The 24251-nt window shown below is 35.4% G+C and carries 26 protein-coding genes; all 26 read left to right on the top strand.

Going from position 1 to position 24251, the window contains the following annotated elements; genetic code table 11:
- The 26 genes from ftsY (at position 1) to fliE (ending at position 24225) form a co-directional block, all read left to right on the top strand.
- The gene (gene ftsY / locus A9C19_RS11465) at positions 1-999 is read left to right on the top strand and encodes a signal recognition particle-docking protein FtsY (protein WP_072580078.1); all 999 of its coding nucleotides are present in this window, start codon (positions 1-3) and stop codon (positions 997-999) included.
- A 257-nt stretch (positions 1000-1256) separates the two neighbouring features.
- Positions 1257-1589: a putative DNA-binding protein gene (locus A9C19_RS11460; protein ID WP_072580077.1), complete on the top strand. Its 333-nt coding sequence runs from the start codon at positions 1257-1259 to the stop codon at positions 1587-1589.
- Between the two features lie 13 nt (positions 1590-1602).
- Positions 1603-2943: a signal recognition particle protein gene (ffh, locus tag A9C19_RS11455; protein ID WP_072580076.1), complete on the top strand. Its 1341-nt coding sequence runs from the start codon at positions 1603-1605 to the stop codon at positions 2941-2943.
- 147 nt (positions 2944-3090) lie between these two features.
- On the top strand, positions 3091-3363 hold the full coding sequence (rpsP, locus tag A9C19_RS11450) for a 30S ribosomal protein S16 (protein WP_072580075.1): 273 nt from the start codon (positions 3091-3093) through the stop codon (positions 3361-3363).
- Between the two features lie 14 nt (positions 3364-3377).
- Complete coding sequence (locus tag A9C19_RS11445; RefSeq protein WP_072581847.1) at positions 3378-3608, top strand: KH domain-containing protein; 231 nt, start codon at positions 3378-3380, stop codon at positions 3606-3608.
- A 512-nt stretch (positions 3609-4120) separates the two neighbouring features.
- Positions 4121-4501 carry a YlqD family protein gene (locus tag A9C19_RS11440; protein WP_072580074.1) on the top strand — a complete coding sequence of 127 codons (381 nt, stop codon included), beginning with the start codon at positions 4121-4123 and terminating at the stop codon, positions 4499-4501.
- Positions 4502-4506: 5 nt separating this feature from the next.
- Positions 4507-5031 (top strand): ribosome maturation factor RimM, encoded by a 525-nt coding sequence (rimM, locus tag A9C19_RS11435; RefSeq protein ID WP_072580073.1) that lies wholly within the window; start codon positions 4507-4509, stop codon positions 5029-5031.
- On the top strand, positions 5028-5762 hold the full coding sequence (gene trmD / locus A9C19_RS11430; RefSeq protein ID WP_072580072.1) for a tRNA (guanosine(37)-N1)-methyltransferase TrmD: 735 nt from the start codon (positions 5028-5030) through the stop codon (positions 5760-5762). The genes rimM and trmD overlap by 4 nt, the downstream gene beginning before the upstream one ends.
- Positions 5763-5889: 127 nt before the next feature.
- On the top strand, positions 5890-6234 hold the full coding sequence (gene rplS / locus A9C19_RS11425) for a 50S ribosomal protein L19 (RefSeq protein ID WP_072580071.1): 345 nt from the start codon (positions 5890-5892) through the stop codon (positions 6232-6234).
- 190 nt (positions 6235-6424) lie between these two features.
- Positions 6425-6976, top strand: coding sequence for a signal peptidase I (lepB, locus tag A9C19_RS11420; RefSeq protein WP_072580070.1), 552 nt, complete (start codon positions 6425-6427; stop codon positions 6974-6976).
- Positions 6977-6995: 19 nt separating this feature from the next.
- A complete protein-coding gene (gene ylqF / locus A9C19_RS11415; RefSeq protein ID WP_072580069.1) occupies positions 6996-7856 on the top strand; it encodes a ribosome biogenesis GTPase YlqF in 861 nt (286 codons plus the stop codon).
- A gap of 225 nt (positions 7857-8081) precedes the next feature.
- Positions 8082-8846, top strand: a complete 765-nt coding sequence (locus tag A9C19_RS11410; protein ID WP_072580068.1) for a ribonuclease HII — start codon at positions 8082-8084, stop codon at positions 8844-8846.
- 13 nt (positions 8847-8859) lie between these two features.
- Positions 8860-10401 (top strand): hypothetical protein, encoded by a 1542-nt coding sequence (locus tag A9C19_RS11405; protein WP_072580067.1) that lies wholly within the window; start codon positions 8860-8862, stop codon positions 10399-10401.
- Positions 10398-10703, top strand: a complete 306-nt coding sequence (locus tag A9C19_RS11400; RefSeq protein WP_072580066.1) for a FlhB-like flagellar biosynthesis protein — start codon at positions 10398-10400, stop codon at positions 10701-10703. The genes A9C19_RS11405 and A9C19_RS11400 overlap by 4 nt, the downstream gene beginning before the upstream one ends.
- 141 nt (positions 10704-10844) lie before the next feature.
- Entirely contained in the window at positions 10845-12005 is a 1161-nt protein-coding gene (sucC, locus tag A9C19_RS11395) for an ADP-forming succinate--CoA ligase subunit beta (protein ID WP_072580065.1), read from the top strand.
- 19 nt (positions 12006-12024) lie between these two features.
- Positions 12025-12927, top strand: a complete 903-nt coding sequence (gene sucD / locus A9C19_RS11390; protein ID WP_072580064.1) for a succinate--CoA ligase subunit alpha — start codon at positions 12025-12027, stop codon at positions 12925-12927.
- A gap of 131 nt (positions 12928-13058) precedes the next feature.
- Positions 13059-13943, top strand: coding sequence for a DNA-processing protein DprA (dprA, locus tag A9C19_RS11385; RefSeq protein ID WP_072580063.1), 885 nt, complete (start codon positions 13059-13061; stop codon positions 13941-13943).
- 1073 nt (positions 13944-15016) lie between these two features.
- On the top strand, positions 15017-17092 hold the full coding sequence (gene topA / locus A9C19_RS11380) for a type I DNA topoisomerase (RefSeq protein WP_072580062.1): 2076 nt from the start codon (positions 15017-15019) through the stop codon (positions 17090-17092).
- A 286-nt stretch (positions 17093-17378) separates the two neighbouring features.
- Entirely contained in the window at positions 17379-18689 is a 1311-nt protein-coding gene (gene trmFO / locus A9C19_RS11375) for an FADH(2)-oxidizing methylenetetrahydrofolate--tRNA-(uracil(54)-C(5))-methyltransferase TrmFO (protein WP_072580061.1), read from the top strand.
- 63 nt (positions 18690-18752) lie between these two features.
- Positions 18753-19661, top strand: a complete 909-nt coding sequence (xerC, locus tag A9C19_RS11370) for a tyrosine recombinase XerC (RefSeq protein WP_072580060.1) — start codon at positions 18753-18755, stop codon at positions 19659-19661.
- Between the two features lie 24 nt (positions 19662-19685).
- Positions 19686-20228 carry an ATP-dependent protease subunit HslV gene (gene hslV, locus A9C19_RS11365; protein ID WP_072580059.1) on the top strand — a complete coding sequence of 181 codons (543 nt, stop codon included), beginning with the start codon at positions 19686-19688 and terminating at the stop codon, positions 20226-20228.
- A gap of 18 nt (positions 20229-20246) precedes the next feature.
- Positions 20247-21647 (top strand): ATP-dependent protease ATPase subunit HslU, encoded by a 1401-nt coding sequence (hslU, locus tag A9C19_RS11360; RefSeq protein WP_072580058.1) that lies wholly within the window; start codon positions 20247-20249, stop codon positions 21645-21647.
- A 33-nt stretch (positions 21648-21680) separates the two neighbouring features.
- Positions 21681-22460: a GTP-sensing pleiotropic transcriptional regulator CodY gene (gene codY / locus A9C19_RS11355; protein WP_072580057.1), complete on the top strand. Its 780-nt coding sequence runs from the start codon at positions 21681-21683 to the stop codon at positions 22458-22460.
- Between the two features lie 610 nt (positions 22461-23070).
- On the top strand, positions 23071-23466 hold the full coding sequence (gene flgB / locus A9C19_RS11350) for a flagellar basal body rod protein FlgB (protein ID WP_072580056.1): 396 nt from the start codon (positions 23071-23073) through the stop codon (positions 23464-23466).
- Positions 23467-23468: 2 nt separating this feature from the next.
- A complete protein-coding gene (gene flgC / locus A9C19_RS11345) occupies positions 23469-23918 on the top strand; it encodes a flagellar basal body rod protein FlgC (RefSeq protein WP_072580055.1) in 450 nt (149 codons plus the stop codon).
- Between the two features lie 10 nt (positions 23919-23928).
- Positions 23929-24225, top strand: a complete 297-nt coding sequence (gene fliE / locus A9C19_RS11340; RefSeq protein WP_072580054.1) for a flagellar hook-basal body complex protein FliE — start codon at positions 23929-23931, stop codon at positions 24223-24225.
- The last annotated feature ends 26 nt before the right edge of the window (positions 24226-24251 follow it).

Genomic DNA, 24251 nt, shown 5'->3' with positions numbered 1-24251 from the left:
ATGAGTTTTTTTAAAAAGTTAAAAGAAAAAATTACGCAGCAAACAGATTCTGTTACAGAAAAATTCAAAGAAGGTTTAACGAAAACGAGAGACTCTTTCGCAGGTAAAATGAACGATCTCGTAGCGCGTTATCGTAAAGTCGATGAAGAGTTCTTTGAAGAGCTTGAAGAATTATTGATTAGCGCGGATGTTGGCGTTTCAACGGTAATGGACCTTATCGATGAACTTAAAATGGAAGTGAAAAAACGTAATATTCAAGACACTAAGGAAGTTCAAGCAGTTATTTCAGAAAAATTAGTAGAGATCTATGAAGGCGATAATCATGATGATTCAGAAAGAAGCAATCTCAATCTAGAAGAGAATCGTCTAAATGTCATTCTTTTTGTTGGAGTAAATGGAGTTGGAAAAACAACAACAATTGGCAAACTAGCACATAAATTAAAAAGTGAAGGTAAATCTGTCCTTTTAGCAGCTGGTGATACATTTAGAGCAGGTGCAATTGAGCAATTAGAGGTTTGGGGTCAACGCGTTGGAGTGGATGTAATCAAGCAATCTGAAGGTTCTGATCCAGCAGCAGTAATGTATGATGCAGTTCAAGCAGCTAAATCTAGAAATGTAGATGTTTTATTATGTGATACGGCTGGACGACTTCAAAACAAGGTTAATTTAATGAAAGAGCTTGAAAAGGTGAAACGTGTTATTGAACGAGAAATACCTGATGCTCCCCATGAGGTTTTACTTGTACTTGATGCTACAACCGGACAAAATGCTATGACGCAAGCAAAGCAATTCTCAGAAGCAACTAACGTATCGGGAATCGTCTTAACAAAACTAGATGGAACAGCAAAGGGTGGAATTGTTTTAGCTATTAAAGGTGAATTAGACATTCCAGTTAAATTCGTCGGCTTAGGTGAAAAAATGGACGACCTCCAAGAATTTAATACAGATCAATATGTTTATGGATTATTTTCTGGAATAATCGAAGAAGAACAAGAATAAGACTTAAAAAAATGCGACCTATGGTGGTCGCATTTTTTTGTTATGTAAGAAATGATAAAAAGCATTGCTTGTGAATGAACGCTTTGACATCCGGTTTCCCCATTAGTGTAATCACTCATTCTCCTATTAGAGAAATTGCCCTTAATAATTTAAGGATGTGTCTAGTCTTGAAGGGTAAATCTACTTGACAACGAAAAGCTTCAAATGTAGACTAGTAAGATGTAAAGGTAATTCACTTAACAAAGGGGTTGAGCGACATGATGCTTGAGAAAACGACGAGACTAACCTATCTCTTTGACTTTTATCAATCATTGCTAACACCTAAACAAAAAAGCTATATGTCGTTATATTACTTAGATGATTTCTCCTTAGGTGAAATTGCAGAAGAATACAATGTTAGTAGACAGGCTGTTTACGACAACATTAAACGAACAGATGCAATGCTTGAGCAGTATGAAGAAAAGCTATTATTATTTCAAAAATTTCAAGAGCGTCAGTTATTAATGAGTAGACTAAGGGAATTTTCTTCAAGTATCGAAAATTCTTTAGAGTTTGAAGCATTACTTAATGAACTTGAGAAATTAGATTAGGAGGCGGCATTTTATGGCATTTGAAGGATTAGCCGACCGACTGCAGAATACGATGGCGAAAATACGCGGTAAGGGAAAGGTTACAGAAGCAGATGTAAAAGAGATGATGCGAGAGGTTCGTCTAGCTCTTTTAGAAGCAGATGTAAACTTTAAAGTTGTAAAAGACTTTATTAAACGTGTAAGTGAACGAGCTGTTGGACAAGAGGTTATGAAAAGCCTAACACCTGGTCAACAAGTTATTAAAGTTGTAAAAGAAGAGCTGGCTGAACTAATGGGTGGGGAACAAAGCAAAATTGCTGTTGGAAAACGTCCACCAACTGTTATTATGATGGTTGGTCTTCAAGGTGCAGGTAAAACCACTACTACTGGAAAACTAGCTAATCTTTTACGTAAAAAGCATAATCGTAGTCCATTACTCGTTGCAGCTGATATTTACCGTCCTGCTGCAATAAAACAGCTTGAAACTTTAGGTAAACAGTTGGATATGCCTGTATTTTCGTTAGGTGATCAAGTTAGTCCAGTTGAAATTGCGACCAAAGCACTAGATTACGCAAAAGCTGAGCATCATGATTATGTTTTAATTGATACAGCTGGTCGTCTTCATATTGATGAAAACTTGATGGAAGAATTAGAAAAGGTAAAAGAAGTTACACAACCAGATGAAATCTTCTTAGTAGTTGATGCTATGACTGGTCAAGATGCAGTAAATGTTGCTAAAAGCTTTAATGATTTACTGGGACTTACTGGGGTAGTCTTAACGAAATTAGATGGAGATACACGTGGTGGAGCTGCTTTATCAATCCGTTCTGTTACTGATACGCCTATTAAGTTTGTTGGTTTAGGTGAAAAACTTGATGCAATTGAAGCTTTCCATCCTGAACGAATGGCTTCACGTATTTTAGGGATGGGTGATGTTTTATCTCTTATCGAAAAGGCACAAACAAATGTTGACGCTGAAAAGGCGAAAGAGTTAGAACAAAAAATGCGAACAGCATCCTTTACATTTGATGATTTTCTTGAACAATTAGGTCAAGTAAGGAATATGGGTCCCTTAGAGGACATCATAGGTATGTTACCTGGTGCTAACAAAATGAAGGGGTTAAAAAACCTACAGGTTGATGAAAAGCAGATTAGTCATGTTGAAGCGATTATTAAATCAATGACTTCTGCTGAGAAAATTAATCCTGAAATGATGAATGCATCTCGTAAGAAACGAATTGCAAAAGGAAGCGGTACGTCTGTTCAAGAGGTCAACCGACTTTTAAAGCAGTTTGAAGATATGAAAAAAATGATGAAACAAATGACATCTATGACTAAAGGAAAGAAAAAGGGTATGAAGTTCCCTTTTATGTAGGGTGAAATCCTGTTTTTAGGCGAAATATTTGTCTAAAAAAACAAATTTCCAAAGGAATTTTCTTCTGACAAGAAAAAAACCTTTACATCACATTATTTATTTGATAATATACTATCTTGTTGAAACATTTTCGGAGGTGCTTTATAAATGGCAGTTAAAATTCGTTTAAAACGTATGGGAGCAAAAAAATCTCCTTTTTATCGTATTGTAGTAGCAGATTCTCGTTCACCACGTGATGGACGTGACATCGAAGTAGTTGGAACTTACAATCCAGTAGTTCAACCTGCAGAAGTTAAAATCAATGAAGAGTTAGCATTAAAATGGATGCAGGATGGTGCTAAACCATCTGATACAGTTCGTAACTTGTTCTCTAAACAAGGCATTATGGAAAAATTCCATAACGCAAAAAATAGCAAGTAATGACTGGTCTTAAGATGAAGGAGTTAATCGAAGCAATTGTTAAACCGCTTGTTGATTCACCAGATCATATAGAAATTACGGAGCTGGAGAAGGAAAATCAACTAACATATCGTTTATCAGTTCATAAAGACGACGTTGGGAAAGTGATTGGGAAGCAAGGACGTATAGCAAAAGCAATTCGTACTGTTGTATATGCAGCGGGATCTAATTCATCTAAAAGAATTCAACTTGAAATTAACGACTGAAAAAGGTGAGGAGGATTCCTCACCTTTTTTGTACATTCTTAGGAAATAAAAGATGCATCGGATGTGTATAAACGTTTACGTTTCAACTTCCAGCTCCAGTAATCTGACTTTTGGTGGGTGAAATTAAATGTCTATCCCCCGAAGCACTAATAGGTAAACAAGTATAGAGGTTGTTACACGACGTCGCGCCCTTAGACTTGCTTGATGTCATAAGCTACTATATATATAAGAGGTAAAAAACAATTTTTAATTTTAGAACATCTTATTTGCCTAAGGCTGTTCAAGCTACTTTAAGATTTTAGACTTAATAGGATGATGAATTCTATCGTCTACAATAGCTTAACAGGTATATGTTGTGAGAGAATGAAGCTAAAGACAATAATGATAATACGAACTTAAAACTTAAAGATAACCTTTATGGGGAATATAAAAAGAAAAACTAAGGTTTCTGTCATGCCTGTTTTAAACCCAAGTTTTTCTACTATAAAGCTTGAATAGGGGAGGAACAATAAGTGAAGATACTCCACCATGTTGCAGTTAAACAAATAATAACTGAAACAAGTAAGCAAGCGTTAGTGGATCAATTCGAACTAAAGAAAAGTAGGCTTGAGCAAGAATGTGATCAATTATATTTTGAATACAAGAAGAATGAAAAAGTAAGTAAACAGTTATCTTCCCAATTCTTAAAGGAAATTGATAAACGTAAAGAAAAGATTAAAGTGGTTGAATTTCAATTAAAACAAGTACATACACTTCCATTGGGTAGTGAGCTGAAAGAAACGGAGATAGAAGCAATCATTGATATAAATGTTGGTGACAATTGGGAAGAGCTAATGAAGGAGAAAACGATTGTCATTAAAGATGGTATCATTGATCAAATACGTCTGAGGTGATAAAAATGTCAGAACAATGGTTTAATGTTGGAAAAATAGTGAATACACATGGAGTTAGAGGTGAAGTGAGAGTTATCTCTAAGACAGATTTTGCACAAGAGCGGTACGAACCAGGAAATATATTATACATATTCAAAGAAGGAAGCAAAGAGCCAACAGAAGTTGTAATTGAAAATCATCGTACGCATAAAAATTTTGACTTGTTAACCTTTAAAGGGCTACATTCTATTGAAGAAGTTGAAGGCTATAAAGGGGCAGTTTTAAAAATTACAGAAGACCAATTAACAGAGCTGGAAGAAGGGGAGTATTACTTCCATGAAATTATCGGTTGTACAATGTATACTGATGAGGGACAAGAAATTGGTAAAGTGAAAGAAATCCTTGCAACAGGTGCCAACGATGTATGGGTTGTTCAAAGAAAACAAGGAAAGGACATCTTAATTCCATATATTGATGATATCGTTAAGGAAATTGATATAGAAAACAAGAAGATAGTGATTACGCCTATGGAAGGGTTATTAGACGAATGAGAATTGATTTTTTAACACTTTTTCCTGAAATGTTTAATGGGATATTACATTCATCTATTTTAAAGAAAGCGCAGGAAAAGAAAGCTGTAGAGTTTCAAGTGATAAATTTCCGAGACTATTCATCTAATAAGCATCAAAATGTAGATGACTATCCTTATGGTGGTGGTGCTGGTATGGTATTAACACCACAGCCGATTTTTGACGCGGTTGAGGATCTGCGAACGAGCTCGTCTACACCTCCGAAAGTAGTACTTGTTTGCCCGCAAGGAGAGAGGTTTAATCAAAAGAAGGCAGAGCAACTCGCAAAAGAGGAACATCTACTTTTTGTTTGTGGACATTATGAAGGGTATGATGAACGTATTAGAGAACATCTTGTAACGGATGAAATATCAATTGGAGATTTTGTCTTAACAGGTGGAGAACTAGCATCTATGGTGATTGCGGATAGTGTTGTTCGTCTCTTACCAGGTGTATTAGGTAATGAAGATTCTCCAGTGCTCGATTCATATAGCTCTGGATTGTTAGAACACCCTCATTATACAAGACCAGCTGATTTCCGAGGTTATAAAGTTCCTGATGTTTTATTATCAGGAAATCATAAGAAAATAGCTGAATGGCGTGAGGAAGAGTCTTTAAAAAGAACATACCAAAGAAGACCCGATCTATTAGAAAACTATCTGTTAAATGAGAAGCAAAAAGAACTTTTAAAAAAATGGCGAAATGAGAACTAGCTATTGCAGGTCATATATCTTTATGGTATGATAAATCTCGTGACTTGCTGAGACAGTAGTCACTTAAAACGATGTTCCGCTGCAATATCATATTGGAATGAGCGTCTGTTGGAAGGAGTTGAAAACGATGCAAAAATTAATTGAAGAAATCACAAAAGAACAATTAAAAACTGATTTACCTGCATTCCGTCCTGGTGATACTGTACGTGTACACGTAAGTATTGTGGAGGGTACTCGTGAGCGTATTCAGGTATTTGAAGGTGTTGTGATTAAGCGTCGTGGTGGTGGAATTAGTGAAACATTTACAGTACGTAAGATTTCTTACGGTGTAGGTGTTGAGCGTACTTTCCCAGTACACACACCAAAAATCGCGAAGCTAGAAGTTATTCGTCGCGGTAAAGTTCGCCGTGCTAAACTTTACTACCTACGTCAATTACGTGGTAAAGCTGCGCGTATTAAAGAAATTCGATAAGATTGCTTAGTTTCTACTAAGTATCACATATATGTGATAGCATTGCTATCCGTATAGTTGAAGAAGGGCTTGTTAATTAACAAGCTCTTTTTTCATAGAGTAATTCCATGTTATAGGTCTAAAGAGAAAGGTACAATATAATTGGGTATACTAAACTGTGGATATAATGATTCCTATAGTAGGTGAAAACATGACAAAAAAGAAAAATGAAGTGTTTGAATGGATAAAGGCCCTTACAATCGCTGTCGTTGTTGCGGCTGTTATTCGATATTTCTTTTTTGCTCCAATAGTAGTGGATGGGTTCTCTATGATGCCAACCTTACATACGCAGGATCGAATGATAGTTAATAAATTTTCCTATCGTTTTAGTGAACCAAAACGATTTGATATAGTGGTATTTCATGCTACTAGTGATAAAGATTATATTAAGAGGATTATTGGCTTACCTGGAGAGACGGTTGAGTACAAAAATGATACTCTCTATATTAACGGGGAAGCATACGAAGAGCCTTATCTTTATGAGTATAAAAACCAACTTATTGATGGGCCCTTAACAGAGGCGTTTGACTTAGAAAGCATTATTGGACAATCTACAGTACCAGAAGGGCATTTATTTGTTATGGGTGATAATAGACGCCAGAGCAAGGATAGTAGACATATCGGAACAGTTCCAATTGATGAGGTAATGGGTGAAACAAGTTTAGTTTATTGGCCATTATCAGATGTTAGGCTTGCTGAATAATGGAAAGAAGGTGTTTAGATTGACGATACAATGGTTTCCTGGTCATATGGCTAAAGCCAGAAGACAGGTTACAGAAAAATTAAAATTAATCGATATCGTTTTTGAATTGGTGGATGCTCGAATTCCAATGTCTTCGAGAAATCCAATGATTGACGAGATTATCACGTCAAAACCTAGAATCGTGCTTTTAAATAAAGCAGATAAAGCGGACGATGCTATTACAAAGCAATGGATAGCTTATTTTAAGCAACGAAATATTCCTGCACTCGCTATTGATGCGCAAACAGGTACAGGATTAAAACAAATTACAGCTTTATCAAAAGAGCTATTAAAAGATAAATTTGATAAGATGGCTGCCAAAGGAATAAAGCCACGTGCAATTCGTGCCTTAATCATAGGTATACCAAACGTTGGAAAATCCACATTAATTAATCGACTAGCCAAGAAAAATATTACCAAAACAGGTGACCGACCAGGTGTTACAACCGCACAGCAGTGGGTAAAAGTAGGGAAGGAATTAGAGCTATTAGATACACCAGGTATACTATGGCCTAAATTCGAAGGTGAGTTAGTAGGATTAAAGCTAGCTACGACAGGAGCGATTAAAGATGCTATCCTTAATTTACAAGAGATCACTGTGTTTGCGTTGAAATTTTTAAAAGAGCATTATCCTAAGCGATTAATAGAACGTTATTCTTTACATGATCTACCAGAAGATATCGTACCCCTCTTTGATGAAATCGGTAAAAAAAGGGGATGTATGATGGCTGGAGGATATATAGATTATGATAAGACATCAGAGTTAATTCTACGCGAAATTCGCGGAGATAAATTAGGGAGATTATCCTTTGAATCTCCTGATCAATATCTAGAGAATTAAGGACAGAATGCCCGTATTTTGACCTGGTGGGTTATCACTCTTTATCCACAGTATAAAAAGCGAATGACAAAATAAGAGGACTACTCGGCTACTAGAGTTGTCCTCTTTCTTGTTAGTTAAAGGAAAGAAGAAGAATCCAACTAAACAAATTAATGAATATTAAAATTCCGACTAGTTTAACCGATATACTGACTATCAAGATGTTAGGTAATAAAGGAGCTTAAAATGAAACTTACAATAAAACAAATTAATGAAAAATTAGCAACAATTTCAAAAAGTGATGATCCGTTTTTTCTCCAATGCAAAAAAGATTCACGAGTAGGTGTGCAGCAACTCGTGCAAAGATGGGAAAAGAATGAAGAAATAGAAAAGGGTAAGCAGCAACAATTTTATAACATGCTTTCAATTGAACGAGAGGTTCGGTCACAAGGCTATACGTTAATAGCTGGAATTGATGAAGTTGGCAGAGGACCATTAGCGGGACCGGTCGTTGCAGCAGCTGTTATTCTAAAAGATGACTGCTATTTACCTGGTCTAACCGATTCTAAGAAGCTTTCAGCTACGGCTAGGGAAACTTTTTTTAACTTAATCCATGAGCAGGCTCAAGCCATTGGAATTGGTATTGTTTCATCTGAAATGATTGATAAGGTAAACATATATGAAGCTACAAAGCTAGCTATGATTAATGCCATTGAGGAACTAGAAGTCTCGCCAGATTATTTATTGTTGGATGCAATGAAAGTAAATTTACCCATCTCTCAGCAATCAATTATTAAAGGTGATGCTAAAAGTATAACAATTGCAGCAAGTTCTGTCATTGCTAAGGTTACAAGAGATCGGTTAATGAATCAATTAGCCAGTCAATATCCTGAATATGGGTTTGAAAAACATATGGGTTATGGAACGAAACAACATTTAGAAGCTATTAAACAATATGGAGTGTTAAAAGAGCACCGTCAAAGCTTTGCTCCCATAAAAGAAATGGTATAAAGGTAGGCTTTTTATGAATCCAATGAATGTTATGAATAAAATATTCCATCAAACTTTAGGAGAAATAAGTCAATCGAACTCTTTCACATTAAAGGAAAATCAAATTGTTCAAGGTAAGGTGATAAAGTTATTTCCAGACCACAAGGCTCTTATCCAAATTGGGCAATCCAAACTAATTGGACAAATGGAAACCTCTCTTACTGCGTCGGAGTCTTATTGGTTTAAAGTAGGAAGTTCAATGAAGAATGGAATACAATTAAAAATGTTAAAAAAAATTGATGAGAATGGAATCCGCAATCAAGGGATGAATAGAGAACTACTTCAGTTATTTAATGAAAAACCTACAAAAGTCAATCTTCTGTTTGCAAAACAATTATTACTAGACAATATACCTATTACGAAACAACTTTTTCAAATGGGGGTAGAAATCTTACATCAAACAAATTCGAAAGAGATTCAGGAGACAATTAGTGCTATGTCTTTTGCCCTTAAACAACAATATCCTCTTTCAAGAGAAATTGTTCAATCAATCATTCAATTAAATACAAATCCATCTTTACTTAATCATTTAGATTCCTTAGTGGAAGCGATTCAGCATGAAAAAATAGATAAACCAATCGTAAAACAACTTGAAGAAAAAATAGTAGCTATCAAGCAAATAGCTGATGATCAAAAACTTGAACGTCTTACAACGATCATTCAATCCTCCAATCAATTGAATGTTACTAAAGAAGAACTACATTTAATACAAGGAGTCATACAAAAAGCAGATTCAAAAGAAATGCTAGGTAGATTAGTGAATGAAATGAAGCCTTTACTTACTCAATTCCAGAATGTGACTTCAGCTGAGAGCCACAGTGAACTACTTACCGATAAAGAAAAAAATTTACTGATTAAACTAGTCAATGACCAAAGTGTATTTACGTCAAAAAAAGAAGTTCTCAATCATTTGTTCACTGCTCAGGATCAATTAGGAACGAAATCTTCATACCAAGATTTACTACAGAATGTAGTTGAGGGCAAACAACAATTAAACTTAAGAGGTCTTTTATTAGCTGCAAGTAAGGAGCTAGACTCATCACCATTAAAAGAAAAAGTTGATCAATTGATCCAAAGATTTAATGGGCTAACTTTATTTCATCAAGATCACGGACCAACTCAACAATTTATTACTCAAATTCCATTGTATTTCCCTCAAAACTCGTATGATTTAACTTTACAATGGAGTGGTAAAAAACAAAATGATGGTAAAATAGACCCGGATTTTTGTCGAGTATTGTTTTTCCTTGAACTTCCTACCTTATCAGACATGATGATTGATGTACAAATTCAAAATAGAGTCATGACAATTTCTATCTTGAATAATCACAAGCTAATGAAAGAAATTAGCTCATTAACAAGTGAAGAATTAAAAAAAGTGTTAGGGAAAATGAATTATCAATTAAGTTCACTTTCCGTCAAGCCATTTGATGTATCACAAAACTCACATCCTAAAGAGAATTTTAAGACCTATAGCAAAATAGAAGCTTATTCAGGAGTGGACTTAAGAATATGAACCAAAATAACGAGATAAAAAAAGCAGTAGCATTAAGGTATGACGCTGAAAAGCAGTCTGCACCAAAAGTAATTGCAAAAGGCCAAGGGCAAGTTGCGGAAAAAATAATAGAGTCCGCCAAAGAAAATGAGATTCATATCCATGAGGATCCTGCATTAATTGAAATAATGTCAAAATTAGAACTCAATCAAAAAGTGCCAGAAGAGCTATATGAGGCTGTAGCTGAAATCTTTGCTTTTGTATACAGAATAGATAAGGAGGTAGAAAGTAGACAAATAGTCAAGAAAAGTATTGAAAATTAGCTTATATTGAAAAAGTAAAAATTTATTTTAAAAAAGGATAAGACTATTTTGCTCGGAATTGTAGACAAGGTTGCAACTATTATATAAAATGAAAGCGCAGTCTATTTTTTTATTCTTGCAAATAGGTTAGGAGGATGGCAAATGAATATCCATGAGTACCAAGGGAAAGAGCTCCTACGTAAATATGGAGTATCTGTACCAAATGGAAAAGTGGCTTTTTCTGTAGATGAAGCGGTAGAAGCTGCAAAAGAACTTGGAACAGAAGTAGTAGTAGTGAAAGCTCAAATCCATGCAGGTGGACGCGGTAAAGCTGGTGGGGTAAAAGTTGCTAAAAACCTTGACGAAGCACGTACATATGCTGAAGAAATTCTAGGGAAAACTCTAGTAACACACCAAACAGGTCCTGAAGGAAAAGAAGTGAAACGTCTTCTTATCGAAGAGGGCTGTGATATTAAGAATGAATACTATGTTGGTCTTGTATTAGATCGTGCTACATCTCGTGTTGTCTTAATGGCATCTGAAGAAGGTGGTACGGAAATTGAAGAAGTGGCAGAGAAAACTCCTGAAAAAATCTTTAAAGAAGTCATTGATCCTGCTGTAGGTCTACAAGGCTATCAAGCTAGAAGAATAGCTTTTAATATTAACATTCCTAAAGAGTTAGTTGGTCAAGCAGTGAAATTTATGATGGGCTTATACCAAGCATTTGTCGAGAAAGACTGCTCAATTGCAGAAATTAATCCATTAGTTGTTACAGGCGATGGAAAGGTAATGGCTCTTGATGCAAAATTGAATTTTGATTCAAATGCATTATATCGCCATAAAGATATTGTCGAATACCGAGACTTAGAAGAAGAGGATGCAAAAGAAATTGAAGCATCTAAATATGACCTTAGCTATATTTCATTAGATGGAAATATCGGTTGTATGGTAAATGGTGCTGGTCTTGCTATGTCAACAATGGATATTATTAAATATTATGGCGGAGAACCTGCAAACTTCCTGGATGTTGGGGGCGGTGCAACTGCAGAAAAAGTAACGGAAGCATTTAAGATTATTCTTTCAGATGAAAATGTTAAAGGTATCTTTGTTAACATCTTTGGTGGAATTATGAAATGTGATGTCATCGCAGAGGGTGTTGTAGAAGCGACAAAACAAGTAGGGTTAGAAATTCCACTGGTTGTTCGTCTTGAAGGTACGAATGTTGATTTAGGAAAGAAAATCCTTAATGAATCTGGATTAAACATAACTTCTGCAGAGTCAATGGCTGACGGTGCACAAAAAATCGTTTCACTAGTGAAGTAAGGAAGGCAGGGGACAAAACATGAGTGTATTTATTAATAAAGATACAAAGGTTATTGTACAAGGTATCACTGGATCTACGGCATTATTTCATACAAAACAAATGCTTGAGTATGGAACGAATATTGTTGGTGGTGTAACACCTGGTAAGGGTGGTACAGAGGTTGAGGGAGTACCTGTATTTAATACAGTTCAAGAATCAGTACAAGCAACTGGTGCTAATGCATCTGTCATTTACGTACCTGCTCCATTCGCTGCTGATGCAATCATGGAGGGTGTTGATGCAGAATTAGACCTAGTTATCTGTATTACTGAGCATATTCCTGTTATGGATATGGTTAAGGTTAAACGCTATATGGAAGGTAAGAAAACACGTCTAGTTGGACCAAACTGTCCTGGTGTTATTACTCCTGAAGAGTGTAAAATTGGAATTATGCCTGGCTACATTCATAAAAAGGGTCATGTGGGAGTGGTTTCCCGTTCTGGTACGCTTACGTATGAAGCAGTTCATCAGTTATCTCAAGCTGGAATTGGTCAATCTACAGCTGTTGGAATTGGTGGAGATCCGGTAAATGGAACGAATTTCATTGATGTCTTAAAAGCCTTCAATGAGGATGAAGAGACATATGCGGTGATTATGATTGGTGAAATTGGTGGAACAGCTGAAGAAGAGGCTGCTGAGTGGGTTAAAGCTAATATGACGAAACCAGTAGTAGGCTTTATCGGTGGTCAAACAGCACCTCCTGGAAAGCGTATGGGTCATGCTGGAGCAATTATCTCTGGTGGTAAAGGCACAGCTGAAGAGAAAATTAAAACTATGAACGCTTGTGGTATTAAAGTAGCTGATACGCCATCTGTAATGGGTGAGACGTTAATTTCTGTTCTAAAAGAGCAGGGGTTACTTGAAAAATGTAAAACTCATTAATAGAAGAATAGGGAACAGGGCTTCTTCCTGTTCCTTATTTTTGTTGGGTTTTAATCCCCTATTGATTTCCATACCCCTATGAGTAATTGGCGGTTTACTTTTAAAAAAATGAAAAAATTAAGGAGCCAAACATGCCGAAAAAAGACCTTCTTCTTTTATCCCATTGTCCAAGTATGAATCAAGTGCTACTAAAAAAGCTTCTTCTTACAGACCCTACACTTAAAATTTTTCACGACCTTGAAAATAGAGATTGGTTCTATTATTTTAAGCAGGGTCCAGAAAAAATAGCTGCTATAAAAAAAGAATATAAATCTCTTAGTTATGATGGGTTAATAAGAATGTATCGAGATAAGATGATTTCTATTGTTACTATATTTGATGAAATGTACCCCTATTTATTAAAAGAAATAAGTGATCCCCCTCCAGTCCTTTACTATAAAGGTGATTTGAAACTTGGGCATTCTCCAAGGTTATTAAGTGTTGTCGGTACTAGGAACCCTACTCATTATGGAAAAGTAACATCTGAACTATTAATTCCTACATTAGTAAAGAAAGATTGGACAATTGTTAGCGGACTTGCAATAGGAATCGATACTGTTGCTCATGAGGTCACCATCCAAAATGGTGGCAAAACAATTGCTGTCATTGCGGGAGGTTTAGACCATATCTATCCAAAACAGAATGAAAGCCTCGCGAAAGAGATAATGAATTCACATCTTATCATTTCAGAGCACCCTCCTCATATAAAGCCTTCAAAATGGCATTTTCCGATGAGAAATAGGATAATTAGTGGAATATCACTTGGGACAATCGTCATTCAAGCGAAGAGAAAGAGTGGATCTCTCATTACAGCTCAACAAGCGCTAGAGCAAAATCGTGAGGTGTTTGCAGTACCAGGCCCTATTTATGATGACAATTGTAGGGGTACTAATGAACTGATTCAATTAGGAGCTAAGCTTGTACAAACTCCAGAGGATATTTTAAATGAAATCTTTGTAAACCAGAAGATTTTTTAAGCAATGGATTAAATAAAGTAAATCGTTTAAAGTATGACGCAAAGCACCAAAAATATGGAGTATAACCAAGGAGCTTTGCGTTAGAGCAAAGCCTAAAATGCCTCTTTAAGGTAATGAAATGATGAGTAAATGTAACAGAAATAAATCAAAACGATATCCCATTACTATAGACTTATTGTGCTGATTACACGAAAACAGACATTCAAACTAGTTAAACTGAGCTTAAAAAAGGAAGAATAGGTAAAAATTTCATGTTCAATCGTTTTAAAATGGTATATGATAAACTTAATTTCTTTAAATCTGTTTGACAAAACCTACTTGTGTATTTAATAATAGTGGAGATTTATAAAGTCAATCAGCTATTTTATGGTAAGGAAATGGATTGCTTTCCATAATATATGTGAAATCAATGGAAGGTAAATGAAGATGATTAATCGTTATTGTTAAGTAATTATCTATAAACGATAGGTTTTAACATATCTAGGACTATGTCTTAAAAAAAGTATGCTTAAATATAATGATTTACCATGTGAAAGAAAAAACCTCTCTCAATGTACGGACGAACATAGAAGGATAAAATGATTATCACTGTTTAGAGGTAAATGAGAAGAAAGCCGTTATTCAAGGTATGTTATAAGGTAATCATACTTTTGTTAACAGTATTTTAAAGGGGTTAGAATTTAATTGTACAAACATACAGGTAATTAATTCGTCTAGAAAGTTTCTTCTGAGAAGTCCACAGCCTTTCAATAAACTGGGAGAGGTGTCCTTGTTAATCATAATAAAGTCGCAAAAAAGTATGTTACATAGCTAGCGTCTTTATTACTATTATCAAAGAATAACTTAACTAGTAAATTACCCTGTTATTTTAATAATAGGCTAAGGAAAAGCTCTCTCTTGATAGAATTAAGATTCTAATAGGAGCAAGGCGAATGTCTGTAACGGGAAATCAACAAAACATCAAAAAGAGCTAAAAAAAAACGAAATACCTTTACACATGTATATAAGATGTAACTAAATGATGAAAATAATATTAGCAAATAAAAAGAGAATACCTCTAAGGAGGAACAAGTATGGCAGACTATTTAGTCATCGTTGAATCACCGGCGAAGGCAAAAACAATCGAACGTTATTTAGGGAAAAAATATAAAGTTAAGGCATCTATGGGACATGTTCGAGATTTGCCTAAAAGTCAAATTGGAGTTAATGTCGAACAAAATTTCGAGCCTAAATATATTACAATTCGGGGGAAAGGGACAGTCTTAAAGGAATTAAAATCTGCAGCTAAAAAAGCGAAAAAAGTTTACCTCGCAGCCGATCCGGACCGGGAAGGGGAAGCGATTGCTTGGCATTTAGCTCATAGTCTAGATGTAGATATCCATTCTGATTGTCGCGTTGTTTTTAATGAAATTACAAAAGATGCGATAAAAGAGTCCTTTAAACACCCAAGATCTATTAATATGGATTTAGTAGATGCACAGCAAGCTAGACGAATCCTTGACCGTTTAGTTGGATATAAGATAAGTCCTATCCTTTGGAAGAAGGTAAAGAAAGGGCTAAGTGCTGGAAGGGTACAATCGGTAGCTGTTAGATTAATCATAGATCGTGAAAAAGAAATTAATGCATTTGTCCCTGAAGAATATTGGACAATTGAGGGACAATTTTTAAAAGGTCAAAAACCTTTTGACGCTACCTTCTATGGTGTAAACGGCAAAAAGAAGGAACTTAGTTCTGAATCGGAAGTAAAAGACATTATAAAACTTATTGATGGTAATAGTTTTAAAACAGAGAAAGTGACAAAGAAAGAACGGAAAAGAAACCCAGCAGTACCTTTTACAACTTCTACCCTTCAGCAAGAGGCTGCTAGAAAATTAAATTTTAGAGCAAAGAAAACAATGATGATTGCTCAACAGCTTTATGAAGGCATTGAGTTAGGGAAAGAAGGAACAGTTGGATTAATTACCTATATGAGAACAGATTCAACACGTATTTCTGAAACAGCTCAAGCAGAAGCATCGACGTATATTGAAGAAAAATATGGCAAAGAGTTTCTGGGTTTAAGAGCAAATTCAAGTAAGAAGAGTTCAAATGCTCAGGATGCTCACGAAGCTATTCGTCCTACATCAACATTACGTGAACCTACTTTAATGAAAGAGTATTTAAGTAGAGACCAGTTAAGATTATATAAACTAATATGGGAACGTTTTGTTTCAAGTCAAATGGCTTCCGCAATTCTTGATACAATGAGTGTAGACCTAACAAATAATGGAGTGAATTTTAGAGCGACTGGCTCTAAAATAAAGTTTCCAGGATTTATGAAGGTTTATGTAGAAGGAAATGATGATCAAGTTGAAGAAAAGGATAAAATGTTACCTGATCTAAAGGAAGGGGACGAGGTTTTCTCAAAAGATATTACCCCTAATCAACATTTTACACAGCCGCCACCACGTTATACAGAGGCTAGGTTAGTAAAGACGTTAGAAGAATTGGGTATAGGTCGACCTTCAACTTATGCACCAACTTTAGATACAATTCAAAAACGTGGTTATGTATCGTTAGATAATAAACGGTTTATTCCAACTGAACTTGGCGAAATTGTTCTAGAATTAATTATGGAGTTTTTCCCTGAAATTATAAATGTCGAATTTACAGCGAATATGGAGCATAGTCTAGATGAAGTTGAAGACGGCCAAAAAGAATGGGTAAGAATCTTAGATGATTTTTATCGTGATTTTTCTCCAAGGCTTGAGAAAGCTGAAAATGAAATGGAGAAAATTGAAATAAAAGATGAACCTGCTGGTGTAGATTGCGAAGAATGTGGGCACCATATGGTATATAAGATGGGTAGATATGGAAAATTTATGGCATGTTCGAACTTCCCGGAGTGTCGAAATACTAAGCCAATCGTTAAAGAAATCGGTGTGAAGTGTCCTAGCTGTGAAGACGGGATGGTAGTTGAGAGGAAGTCAAAAAAGAAAAGAATTTTTTATGGCTGTACTCAATATCCAGAATGTGAGTTTCTTTCTTGGGATAAACCTATTGCAAGAAGCTGTCCAAAATGTAACAATATGCTAGTAGAGAAGAAGCTTAAAAAAGGCATACAAGTACAATGTATGGAATGTGACTATAAAGAAGAACCACAAAAGTAAGGTGAGCCTCTTTTTGCTCACCTCTTTCTCTTTTCGAAAGGCATTTTCAACACTAGTATCCTTTTATAAGAAAATCTAGTCACTTCAATTGGCGTTATGCAGTTAAGCAGGAATTGAGGAAAATAGAAGCTGGCACCACAAAGTTTTCTCCCGACTATTGTGAAGATAACCTACATAATGTTTTTATGTAAAAACACATTAATATGGATGGAATAGATAATAGGGATCAAAGATATTTAAAAGAGATGTAGTTTTATTTTGTTTAGGATACGGAGGTTAATACAACATGACTGATAATCAAATAGTAAATGTAATAGGAGCTGGTCTTGCCGGTAGTGAAGCTGCTTGGCAATTGGCAAAGAGAGGGATTAAAGTTCATCTCTATGAAATGAGACCTGTAAAACAAACACCAGCACACCATACTGATAAATTTGCTGAATTAGTTTGCAGTAATTCATTAAGGGCAAATACACTTACAAATGCTGTTGGTGTATTAAAAGAAGAAATGAGAGTACTTGATTCGGTAATTATTAAAGCTGCAGATGAATGTGCTGTTCCAGCTGGTGGAGCTTTGGCAGTTGACCGCCATGAATTTGCAGATAGGGTAACACAGTTGGTTAAGGAGCATCCAAATGTAACTGTCTTTAATGAAGAAATGGGACAGATTCCTGAAGGACCTACAATTATTGCTACTGGACCACTTACATCAAAAAACCTATCAGACCAGTTGAAGTCTCTAACTGGAGAAGAATATCTTTATTTTTATGATGCTGCTGCACCAATAATAGAAAAAGACAGCATTGATATGGATAAGGTTTATCTAAAATCCCGCTACGATAAGGGAGAAGCAGCTTACTTAAACTGTCCAATGACGGAAGAGGAATTTGATCGTTTTTATGAAGCACTTATTTCTGCTGAAACAGTTCCACTAAAAGAGTTTGAAAAAGAGATTTTCTTTGAAGGTTGTATGCCTATTGAAGTAATGGCGAAAAGAGGTCGTAAAACAATGTTGTTTGGTCCTTTGAAGCCTGTAGGTTTAGAAGACCCAAAAACCGGGAAGAGACCATACGCAGTGGTGCAATTACGACAAGATGATGCTGCTGGAACTTTATACAATATTGTTGGGTTCCAAACTCATTTAAAATGGGGACCTCAAAAAGAAGTATTGTCATTAATACCTGGATTAGAAAATGCTGAGGTTGTTCGTTACGGTGTAATGCATCGAAATACATTTATTAATTCACCGAGACTCTTAAAAGCGACATACCAGTATAAAAACCGAGAAGATTTATTCTTTGCAGGTCAAATGACAGGTGTTGAAGGTTATGTTGAGTCTGCTGCTTCAGGCTTAGTTGCAGGAATCAATGCTGCACATTTTATCTTAGAAAAGGACTTGATTGAATTTCCTAATGAAACAGCAATCGGAAGCATGGCTAGATATATTACAACTACAAATGCAGATAATTTCCAACCAATGAATGCTAATTTTGGAATATTTGCAGAGCTACCTCAGAGAATTAAAAGTAAAAAAGAACGAAATGAGGCACATGCTACTCGAGCGATAGAAACAATTCAAAAAATTTCGAAAAATTTATAGAAATAATTTGCAAGGGCTACTAATGATGTGATAACATTTAGTAGCCCTTGTGAGGTGTTTAAGGTGGGAAATGTTAAGATTTATTTAAATTTCTTCGTTGAATATTTACAAATTGAGAAAAACTATTCACAATATACAATTGTGAATTATGTAGCGGATATAGAAGATTTTATGTCTTTTATGAAGCAACAATCATTACTACATCTAGAAGAAATTACATATAATGATACACGTTTATATTTAACGGAGTTACATAAAAGAAAGTATTCTAGAAAAACAATTTCAAGGAAAATTTCAGCATTGAGAAGCTTCTTCAAGTTTCTTATGAGAGAAGGGAAATTAAAGGAAAATCCATTTTCGTTAGTTTCTCTACCGAAAAAGGAACTCAAAATTCCAAATTTTCTATACGAAGAAGAAATAGAAAAACTCTTTTCAATTTCAGATTGTAATACCCCGTTAGGGCAGAGAAACCAAGCGTTAATTGAAATATTGTATGGGACAGGTATGCGTGTAAGTGAGTGTTGTCAATTAAAGCTGTCGGATGTTGACTTTCATATCGGCACAGTTTTAGTTAACGGGAAAGGTGGAAAACAAAGATATATACCTTTTGGTAGCTTTGCACAGGAAGCTCTCGAACAGTATATAGAGGAAGGTCGCCAAAAATTAACAGCTAAACTATTATCCGGGGATGAACACCAGCTGATTTTTGTGAACAATCGTGGAATGCCTTTAACGGAAAGAGGCGTTCGATATATCCTAACAGGGTTAATTCAAAAGGCGTCAGCCACACTTCATTTACATCCACATATGTTTAGGCACACGTTTGCTACTCATTTATTGAATGAAGGTGCGGATTTGCGGAGTGTTCAAGAATTGTTAGGACATTCCCATTTGTCTTCCACTCAAGTTTACACTCATGTCACGAAGGAACATTTAAAAAAAATGTATATGTCCTATCATCCTAGAGCTTAAAGTAAATATCAGGAGGTAGAAAATATGTCTCAATTTCATGCAACAACCATCTTTGCTATTCAACATAATGGGAAAGCTGCTATGGCAGGCGATGGTCAAGTAACGTTTGGAAATGCAGTTGTGATGAAACACACAGCGAAGAAGGTAAGGAAATTGTTTAATGGTAAGGTGATTGCTGGCTTTGCTGGTTCTGTAGCCGATGCATTTACATTATTCGAATTGTTTGAAAATAGACTTGAAGAATACAATGGGAATTTACAAAGAGCAGCAGTTGAACTTGCTAAAGAATGGAGAAGTGACAAAGTTCTTCGTAGGTTAGAAGCAATGCTTATTGTAATGAATGCAGAACACATACTTTTAGTTTCAGGTACTGGAGAAGTAATTGAACCAGATGATGGGATCTTAGCAATTGGATCTGGCGGAAACTATGCACTTTCCGCAGGTCGAGCTCTTAAAAGATACTCCGGTGAGCAATTATCCGCGAAAGATATTGCCGAAGGTGCGCTTACTATCGCTGGAGAAATTTGTGTTTATACAAATTTGAACATTATCGTTGAAGAACTTTAATAAAGGGAGGCAATCGGTTTGAATAAACAACTAACACCAAGACAGATAGTAGAAAGACTTGATCAATATATTGTCGGTCAAAAGGATGCGAAGAAAGCAGTAGCAGTTGCGTTGAGAAATCGATATCGTAGAAGTTTGTTAAATGAGAAACTTCGCGAGGAAGTGGTTCCTAAGAATATTCTTATGATTGGTCCTACAGGTGTTGGGAAAACTGAAATTGCTCGAAGAATTGCTAAACTTTCAGGTGCACCTTTTATTAAAGTCGAAGCTACAAAGTTCACGGAAGTTGGATACGTGGGTCGTGATGTTGAATCAATGGTACGTGACTTGGTAGAAACTTCAGTACGTTTAGTGAAAGAAGAGAAAATTTCAGAGGTGAAAGGAACTGCCGAAGAAAATGCCAACAAAAGACTAGTTGAACTTTTAGTTCCGGGTAAGAAAAAACAAGCAGCGTCAAAAAATCCTTTAGAAATGTTCTTTGGAGCTAGTTCAAACCAAAACCAAGAACAAGATGATTCTACTGTGGAAGAATCAAGCATTCAGGAAAAACGACGTCGAATCGAGCATCAATTGGCTCTAGGTGAGCTAGAAGACCACTATGTAACAATTGAAGTAGAAGAACAGCAAGCTTCTATGTTTGATATGCTTCAAGGCTCCGGTATGGAGCAAATGGGCATGAATATGCAAGATGCATTAGGTAGCTTTATGCCTAAAAAGAAAAAGAAGCGTAAACTAACAGTACGGGAAGCTAGAAAAGTACTAACAAACGAGGAAGCTAGTAAGCTAATTGATATGGATGAAGTTACATCTGATGCAATTATACGAGCTGAACAAGCTGGAATTATCTTCATTGATGAGATCGACAAGATAGCTGGGAAATCTAAGGGTGGTTCTGCCGATGTATCTAGGGAAGGTGTACAACGAGATATTTTACCAATTGTTGAAGGATCAACTATAGTTACAAAATATGGTTCAGTGAAAACAGACCATATTTTGTTTATAGCAGCAGGTGCTTTTCATATTGCGAAACCTTCAGATCTTATTCCTGAGCTGCAAGGTAGATTTCCAATCCGTGTTGAACTGACGAAGTTAAGTATAGATGACTTTGTGAAAATTTTAGTTGAACCAGACAATGCTCTTTTAAAGCAATATTCAGCGCTAATTGAAACGGAAGGTATACAATTAGAATTTTCTGACGATGCTATTCGTAAGCTAGCTGAAGTTGCTTATGAAGTAAATCAAGATACAGATAATATCGGTGCTAGAAGACTACATACAATAATGGAACGCTTGTTAGAAGACTTATCTTTCGAAGCTCCAGATATTACTCTAGAAAAAATCGTGATCACTCCACAATATGTGGAAGATAAGCTAGGGAAAATCTCAAAAAATAAAGATTTAAGCCAATTTATATTATAAAAACAATTAAATATGTTACAGGAGGACCCAATTATGGCTCTATTACAGAAAACGCGTAAAATTAACGCAATGCTACAAAAGGCAGCAGGAAAACCGGTGAATTTTAAAGAAATGGCAGAAACATTAAGTGATGTTATTGAGGCTAATATCTTTGTGGTTAGTCGTCGTGGGAAATTATTAGGTTTTGCAGTTAATCAACAAATTGAAAATGAACGTATGAAAAAAATGTTAGAGGATCGACAATTTCCAGAAGAGTATACAAATAATTTGTTTAATATTACAGAGACTTCTTCTAATATTGATGTCTATAGTGAATATACAGCATTCCCAGTTGAAAACCGTGAATTATTTAAAAATGGTTTAACGACAATAGTACCTATTATTGGTGGTGGTGAGCGTCTCGGTACACTGATTCTTGCTAGAGTTCAGGAGCAATTTGCAGATGAAGATCTTATCCTTGCTGAATATGGTGCAACCGTTGTAGGGATGGAAATCTTACGTGAAAAAGCGGAGGAGATTGAAGAAGAAGCTAGAAGTAAGGCTGTAGTCCAAATGGCAATTAGTTCTCTTTCCTACAGTGAGCTTGAAGCAATCGAACATATTTTTGAAGAGTTAAGTGGTAATGAAGGGTTGTTAGTTGCAAGTAAAATAGCGGATCGTGTAGGTATTACAAGATCTGTTATCGTTAATGCACTTCGTAAGCTAGAAAGTGCCGGTGTTATCGAGTCTCGCTCTTTAGGAATGAAAGGAACATATATTAAAGTACTAAATGATAAATTTTTATTAGAGTTGGAAAAGTTAAAAACTAACTAACTTAAAAAGCCTTTAGAAAAATAAGCATACTTTATGCCTATTTATAAGCTTAATGAAATAAAAAGAAACCCGAACTAGTCTAAAGCTCTAAAGTAGAGCTTTAGATATAGTTCGGGTTTTTTACATCAATCAAGCAATTAGAGATCAAAAATCCCTTTTATATAGAAGGTAAGAACTCTCTCTATTCTAACTGGAGTAATATCCCCCGGTTTTCGTTTTTGGTCTTGAAAAACTATGGACGTAGTTTTAGTGTCTATCACCAGATGCTAAAGGCTTTTTACTGCTCATACATACTTTAGTCCCGAAATCTAAATGGATTTTTTACTTTTATATTGAATTTGGAAAAATATGATGTGTTCGGATTTGTCGAAAAATGTGTTACCTTTAATAAAGAGAGAAAACCCCAATAAAATCCTTCTAAATCAATGCTTAAAACAATGTAAATGGGTGTAGTTCAATAGTCCCTATTGTAAAATAGATAGAAAATCCGACTTTTTTTTACAAAATCCTAATAGACTTTAAGCATATTATTTCATACAATTAATCTATCGACCTACAGATTTCGACAATATACTATACGATCGTGAAAGTAATTTTGTGAGGGGATACTATGAAAATTTTTTCTACTACAATAAATAGCCTTGAAAATGCACTAACTCAATCATCTGCGAAACAAAAAGTAATCTCAAATAATATAGCAAATGTAGATACGCCAAATTACAAAGCGAAGAGTATTCGATTCAATCATGCTCTTTCGAATGAACTGGGTAAGTTTGATGCAATTCGAACGAATGAAAAGCATATTTCATTTTCAAATTCGACACAGACTTCTGGATACCAAGTTGTAACGAAATCTAATACAAATTATCAACACAATGGAAACAATGTTGATATTGATCAGGAAATGACGGAAATGGCTAAAAATCAAATTCAGTATAATGCACTTGTTGAACGATTAAGTGGAAAGTTTACTTCTTTAAAAACAGTTATAAAGGGTGGAAACTAACAATGTCTATATTTCATTCAATTAACACATCAGCCTCAGCGTTAACTGCACAAAGAGTAAGAATGGATGTTGTATCATCTAATATGGCTAATATGGATACGACCAGAGGTAAGTTTGTTGACGGTGAGTGGCAACCTTATCGTAGGAAGATGGTTGTCACTCAGCCTCAAGGGAATACTTTTACTTCACACCTAAATAAAGCAATGGGATCATCAAGTGAAACTCAAGGTGTGAAAGTGACGAAAATTGTTGAGGATCAGACCCCTTTCGAACTTATATATGATCCAGAACACCCTGATGCAAATGAAGAAGGGTATGTCTCAATGCCGAATGTTGATCCGTTAGAAGAAATGGTCGACTTAATAAGTAGTACAAGATCATATGAAGCGAACGTTACCGCGATGAATGCTACAAAGGGTATGTTAATGAAAGCACTAGAAATTGGAAAATAGGTGAAAAGAAATGATTGGAAAAATAAATTCTGTTCAGCAGGTGTTACAGCCAAATCAAGTGCAGCCTGCGTCCAATGCTAAGAAGAATACCTCTTTTGGAGAAATCTTAAAAAAGTCAATTGATCAAGTGAATACTTCTCAAATTGAGTCAGATAAAATGACAGAAGCTTTAGCTTCGGGTAAGAATGTTGAATTACATGATGTGATGATTAGCTCACAAAAAGCAAGCATCACAATGTTAACAGCTATAGAAGTTCGTAATAAAGCAATAGAAGCCTATCAAGAAATGATGAGAATGCAAGTGTAATAGCCGTTCTTTAATGAACGGTTTTT

This window comes from Bacillus weihaiensis (assembly GCF_001889165.1).
Taxonomy (GTDB): Bacteria; Bacillota; Bacilli; order Bacillales; family Bacillaceae; genus Metabacillus; species Metabacillus weihaiensis.
Note: the sequence above shows the minus strand (reverse complement) of the source record. Positions and strands in the feature narration are given on the sequence as shown.

Bases quoted from the DNA above. Each gene is read 5' to 3' on its own strand.
- A9C19_RS11400 (WP_072580066.1), top strand. From the start codon at position 10,398: ATGAACCAAAATAACGAGATAAAAAAAGCAGTAGCATTAAGGTATGAC.
- flgC (WP_072580055.1), top strand. From the start codon at position 23,469: ATGTCTATATTTCATTCAATTAACACATCAGCCTCAGCGTTAACTGCA.
- ffh (WP_072580076.1), top strand. From the start codon at position 1,603: ATGGCATTTGAAGGATTAGCCGACCGACTGCAGAATACGATGGCGAAA.
- topA (WP_072580062.1), top strand. From the start codon at position 15,017: ATGGCAGACTATTTAGTCATCGTTGAATCACCGGCGAAGGCAAAAACA.
- sucC (WP_072580065.1), top strand. From the start codon at position 10,845: ATGAATATCCATGAGTACCAAGGGAAAGAGCTCCTACGTAAATATGGA.
- trmFO (WP_072580061.1), top strand. From the start codon at position 17,379: ATGACTGATAATCAAATAGTAAATGTAATAGGAGCTGGTCTTGCCGGT.
- codY (WP_072580057.1), top strand. From the start codon at position 21,681: ATGGCTCTATTACAGAAAACGCGTAAAATTAACGCAATGCTACAAAAG.
- A9C19_RS11460 (WP_072580077.1), top strand. From the start codon at position 1,257: ATGATGCTTGAGAAAACGACGAGACTAACCTATCTCTTTGACTTTTAT.
- A9C19_RS11410 (WP_072580068.1), top strand. From the start codon at position 8,082: ATGAAACTTACAATAAAACAAATTAATGAAAAATTAGCAACAATTTCA.
- lepB (WP_072580070.1), top strand. From the start codon at position 6,425: ATGACAAAAAAGAAAAATGAAGTGTTTGAATGGATAAAGGCCCTTACA.
- fliE (WP_072580054.1), top strand. From the start codon at position 23,929: ATGATTGGAAAAATAAATTCTGTTCAGCAGGTGTTACAGCCAAATCAA.
- rimM (WP_072580073.1), top strand. From the start codon at position 4,507: ATGTCAGAACAATGGTTTAATGTTGGAAAAATAGTGAATACACATGGA.
- dprA (WP_072580063.1), top strand. From the start codon at position 13,059: ATGCCGAAAAAAGACCTTCTTCTTTTATCCCATTGTCCAAGTATGAAT.
- trmD (WP_072580072.1), top strand. From the start codon at position 5,028: ATGAGAATTGATTTTTTAACACTTTTTCCTGAAATGTTTAATGGGATA.
- sucD (WP_072580064.1), top strand. From the start codon at position 12,025: ATGAGTGTATTTATTAATAAAGATACAAAGGTTATTGTACAAGGTATC.
- A9C19_RS11445 (WP_072581847.1), top strand. From the start codon at position 3,378: ATGAAGGAGTTAATCGAAGCAATTGTTAAACCGCTTGTTGATTCACCA.
- flgB (WP_072580056.1), top strand. From the start codon at position 23,071: ATGAAAATTTTTTCTACTACAATAAATAGCCTTGAAAATGCACTAACT.
- hslV (WP_072580059.1), top strand. From the start codon at position 19,686: ATGTCTCAATTTCATGCAACAACCATCTTTGCTATTCAACATAATGGG.
- ftsY (WP_072580078.1), top strand. From the start codon at position 1: ATGAGTTTTTTTAAAAAGTTAAAAGAAAAAATTACGCAGCAAACAGAT.
- rpsP (WP_072580075.1), top strand. From the start codon at position 3,091: ATGGCAGTTAAAATTCGTTTAAAACGTATGGGAGCAAAAAAATCTCCT.
- A9C19_RS11405 (WP_072580067.1), top strand. From the start codon at position 8,860: ATGAATCCAATGAATGTTATGAATAAAATATTCCATCAAACTTTAGGA.
- rplS (WP_072580071.1), top strand. From the start codon at position 5,890: ATGCAAAAATTAATTGAAGAAATCACAAAAGAACAATTAAAAACTGAT.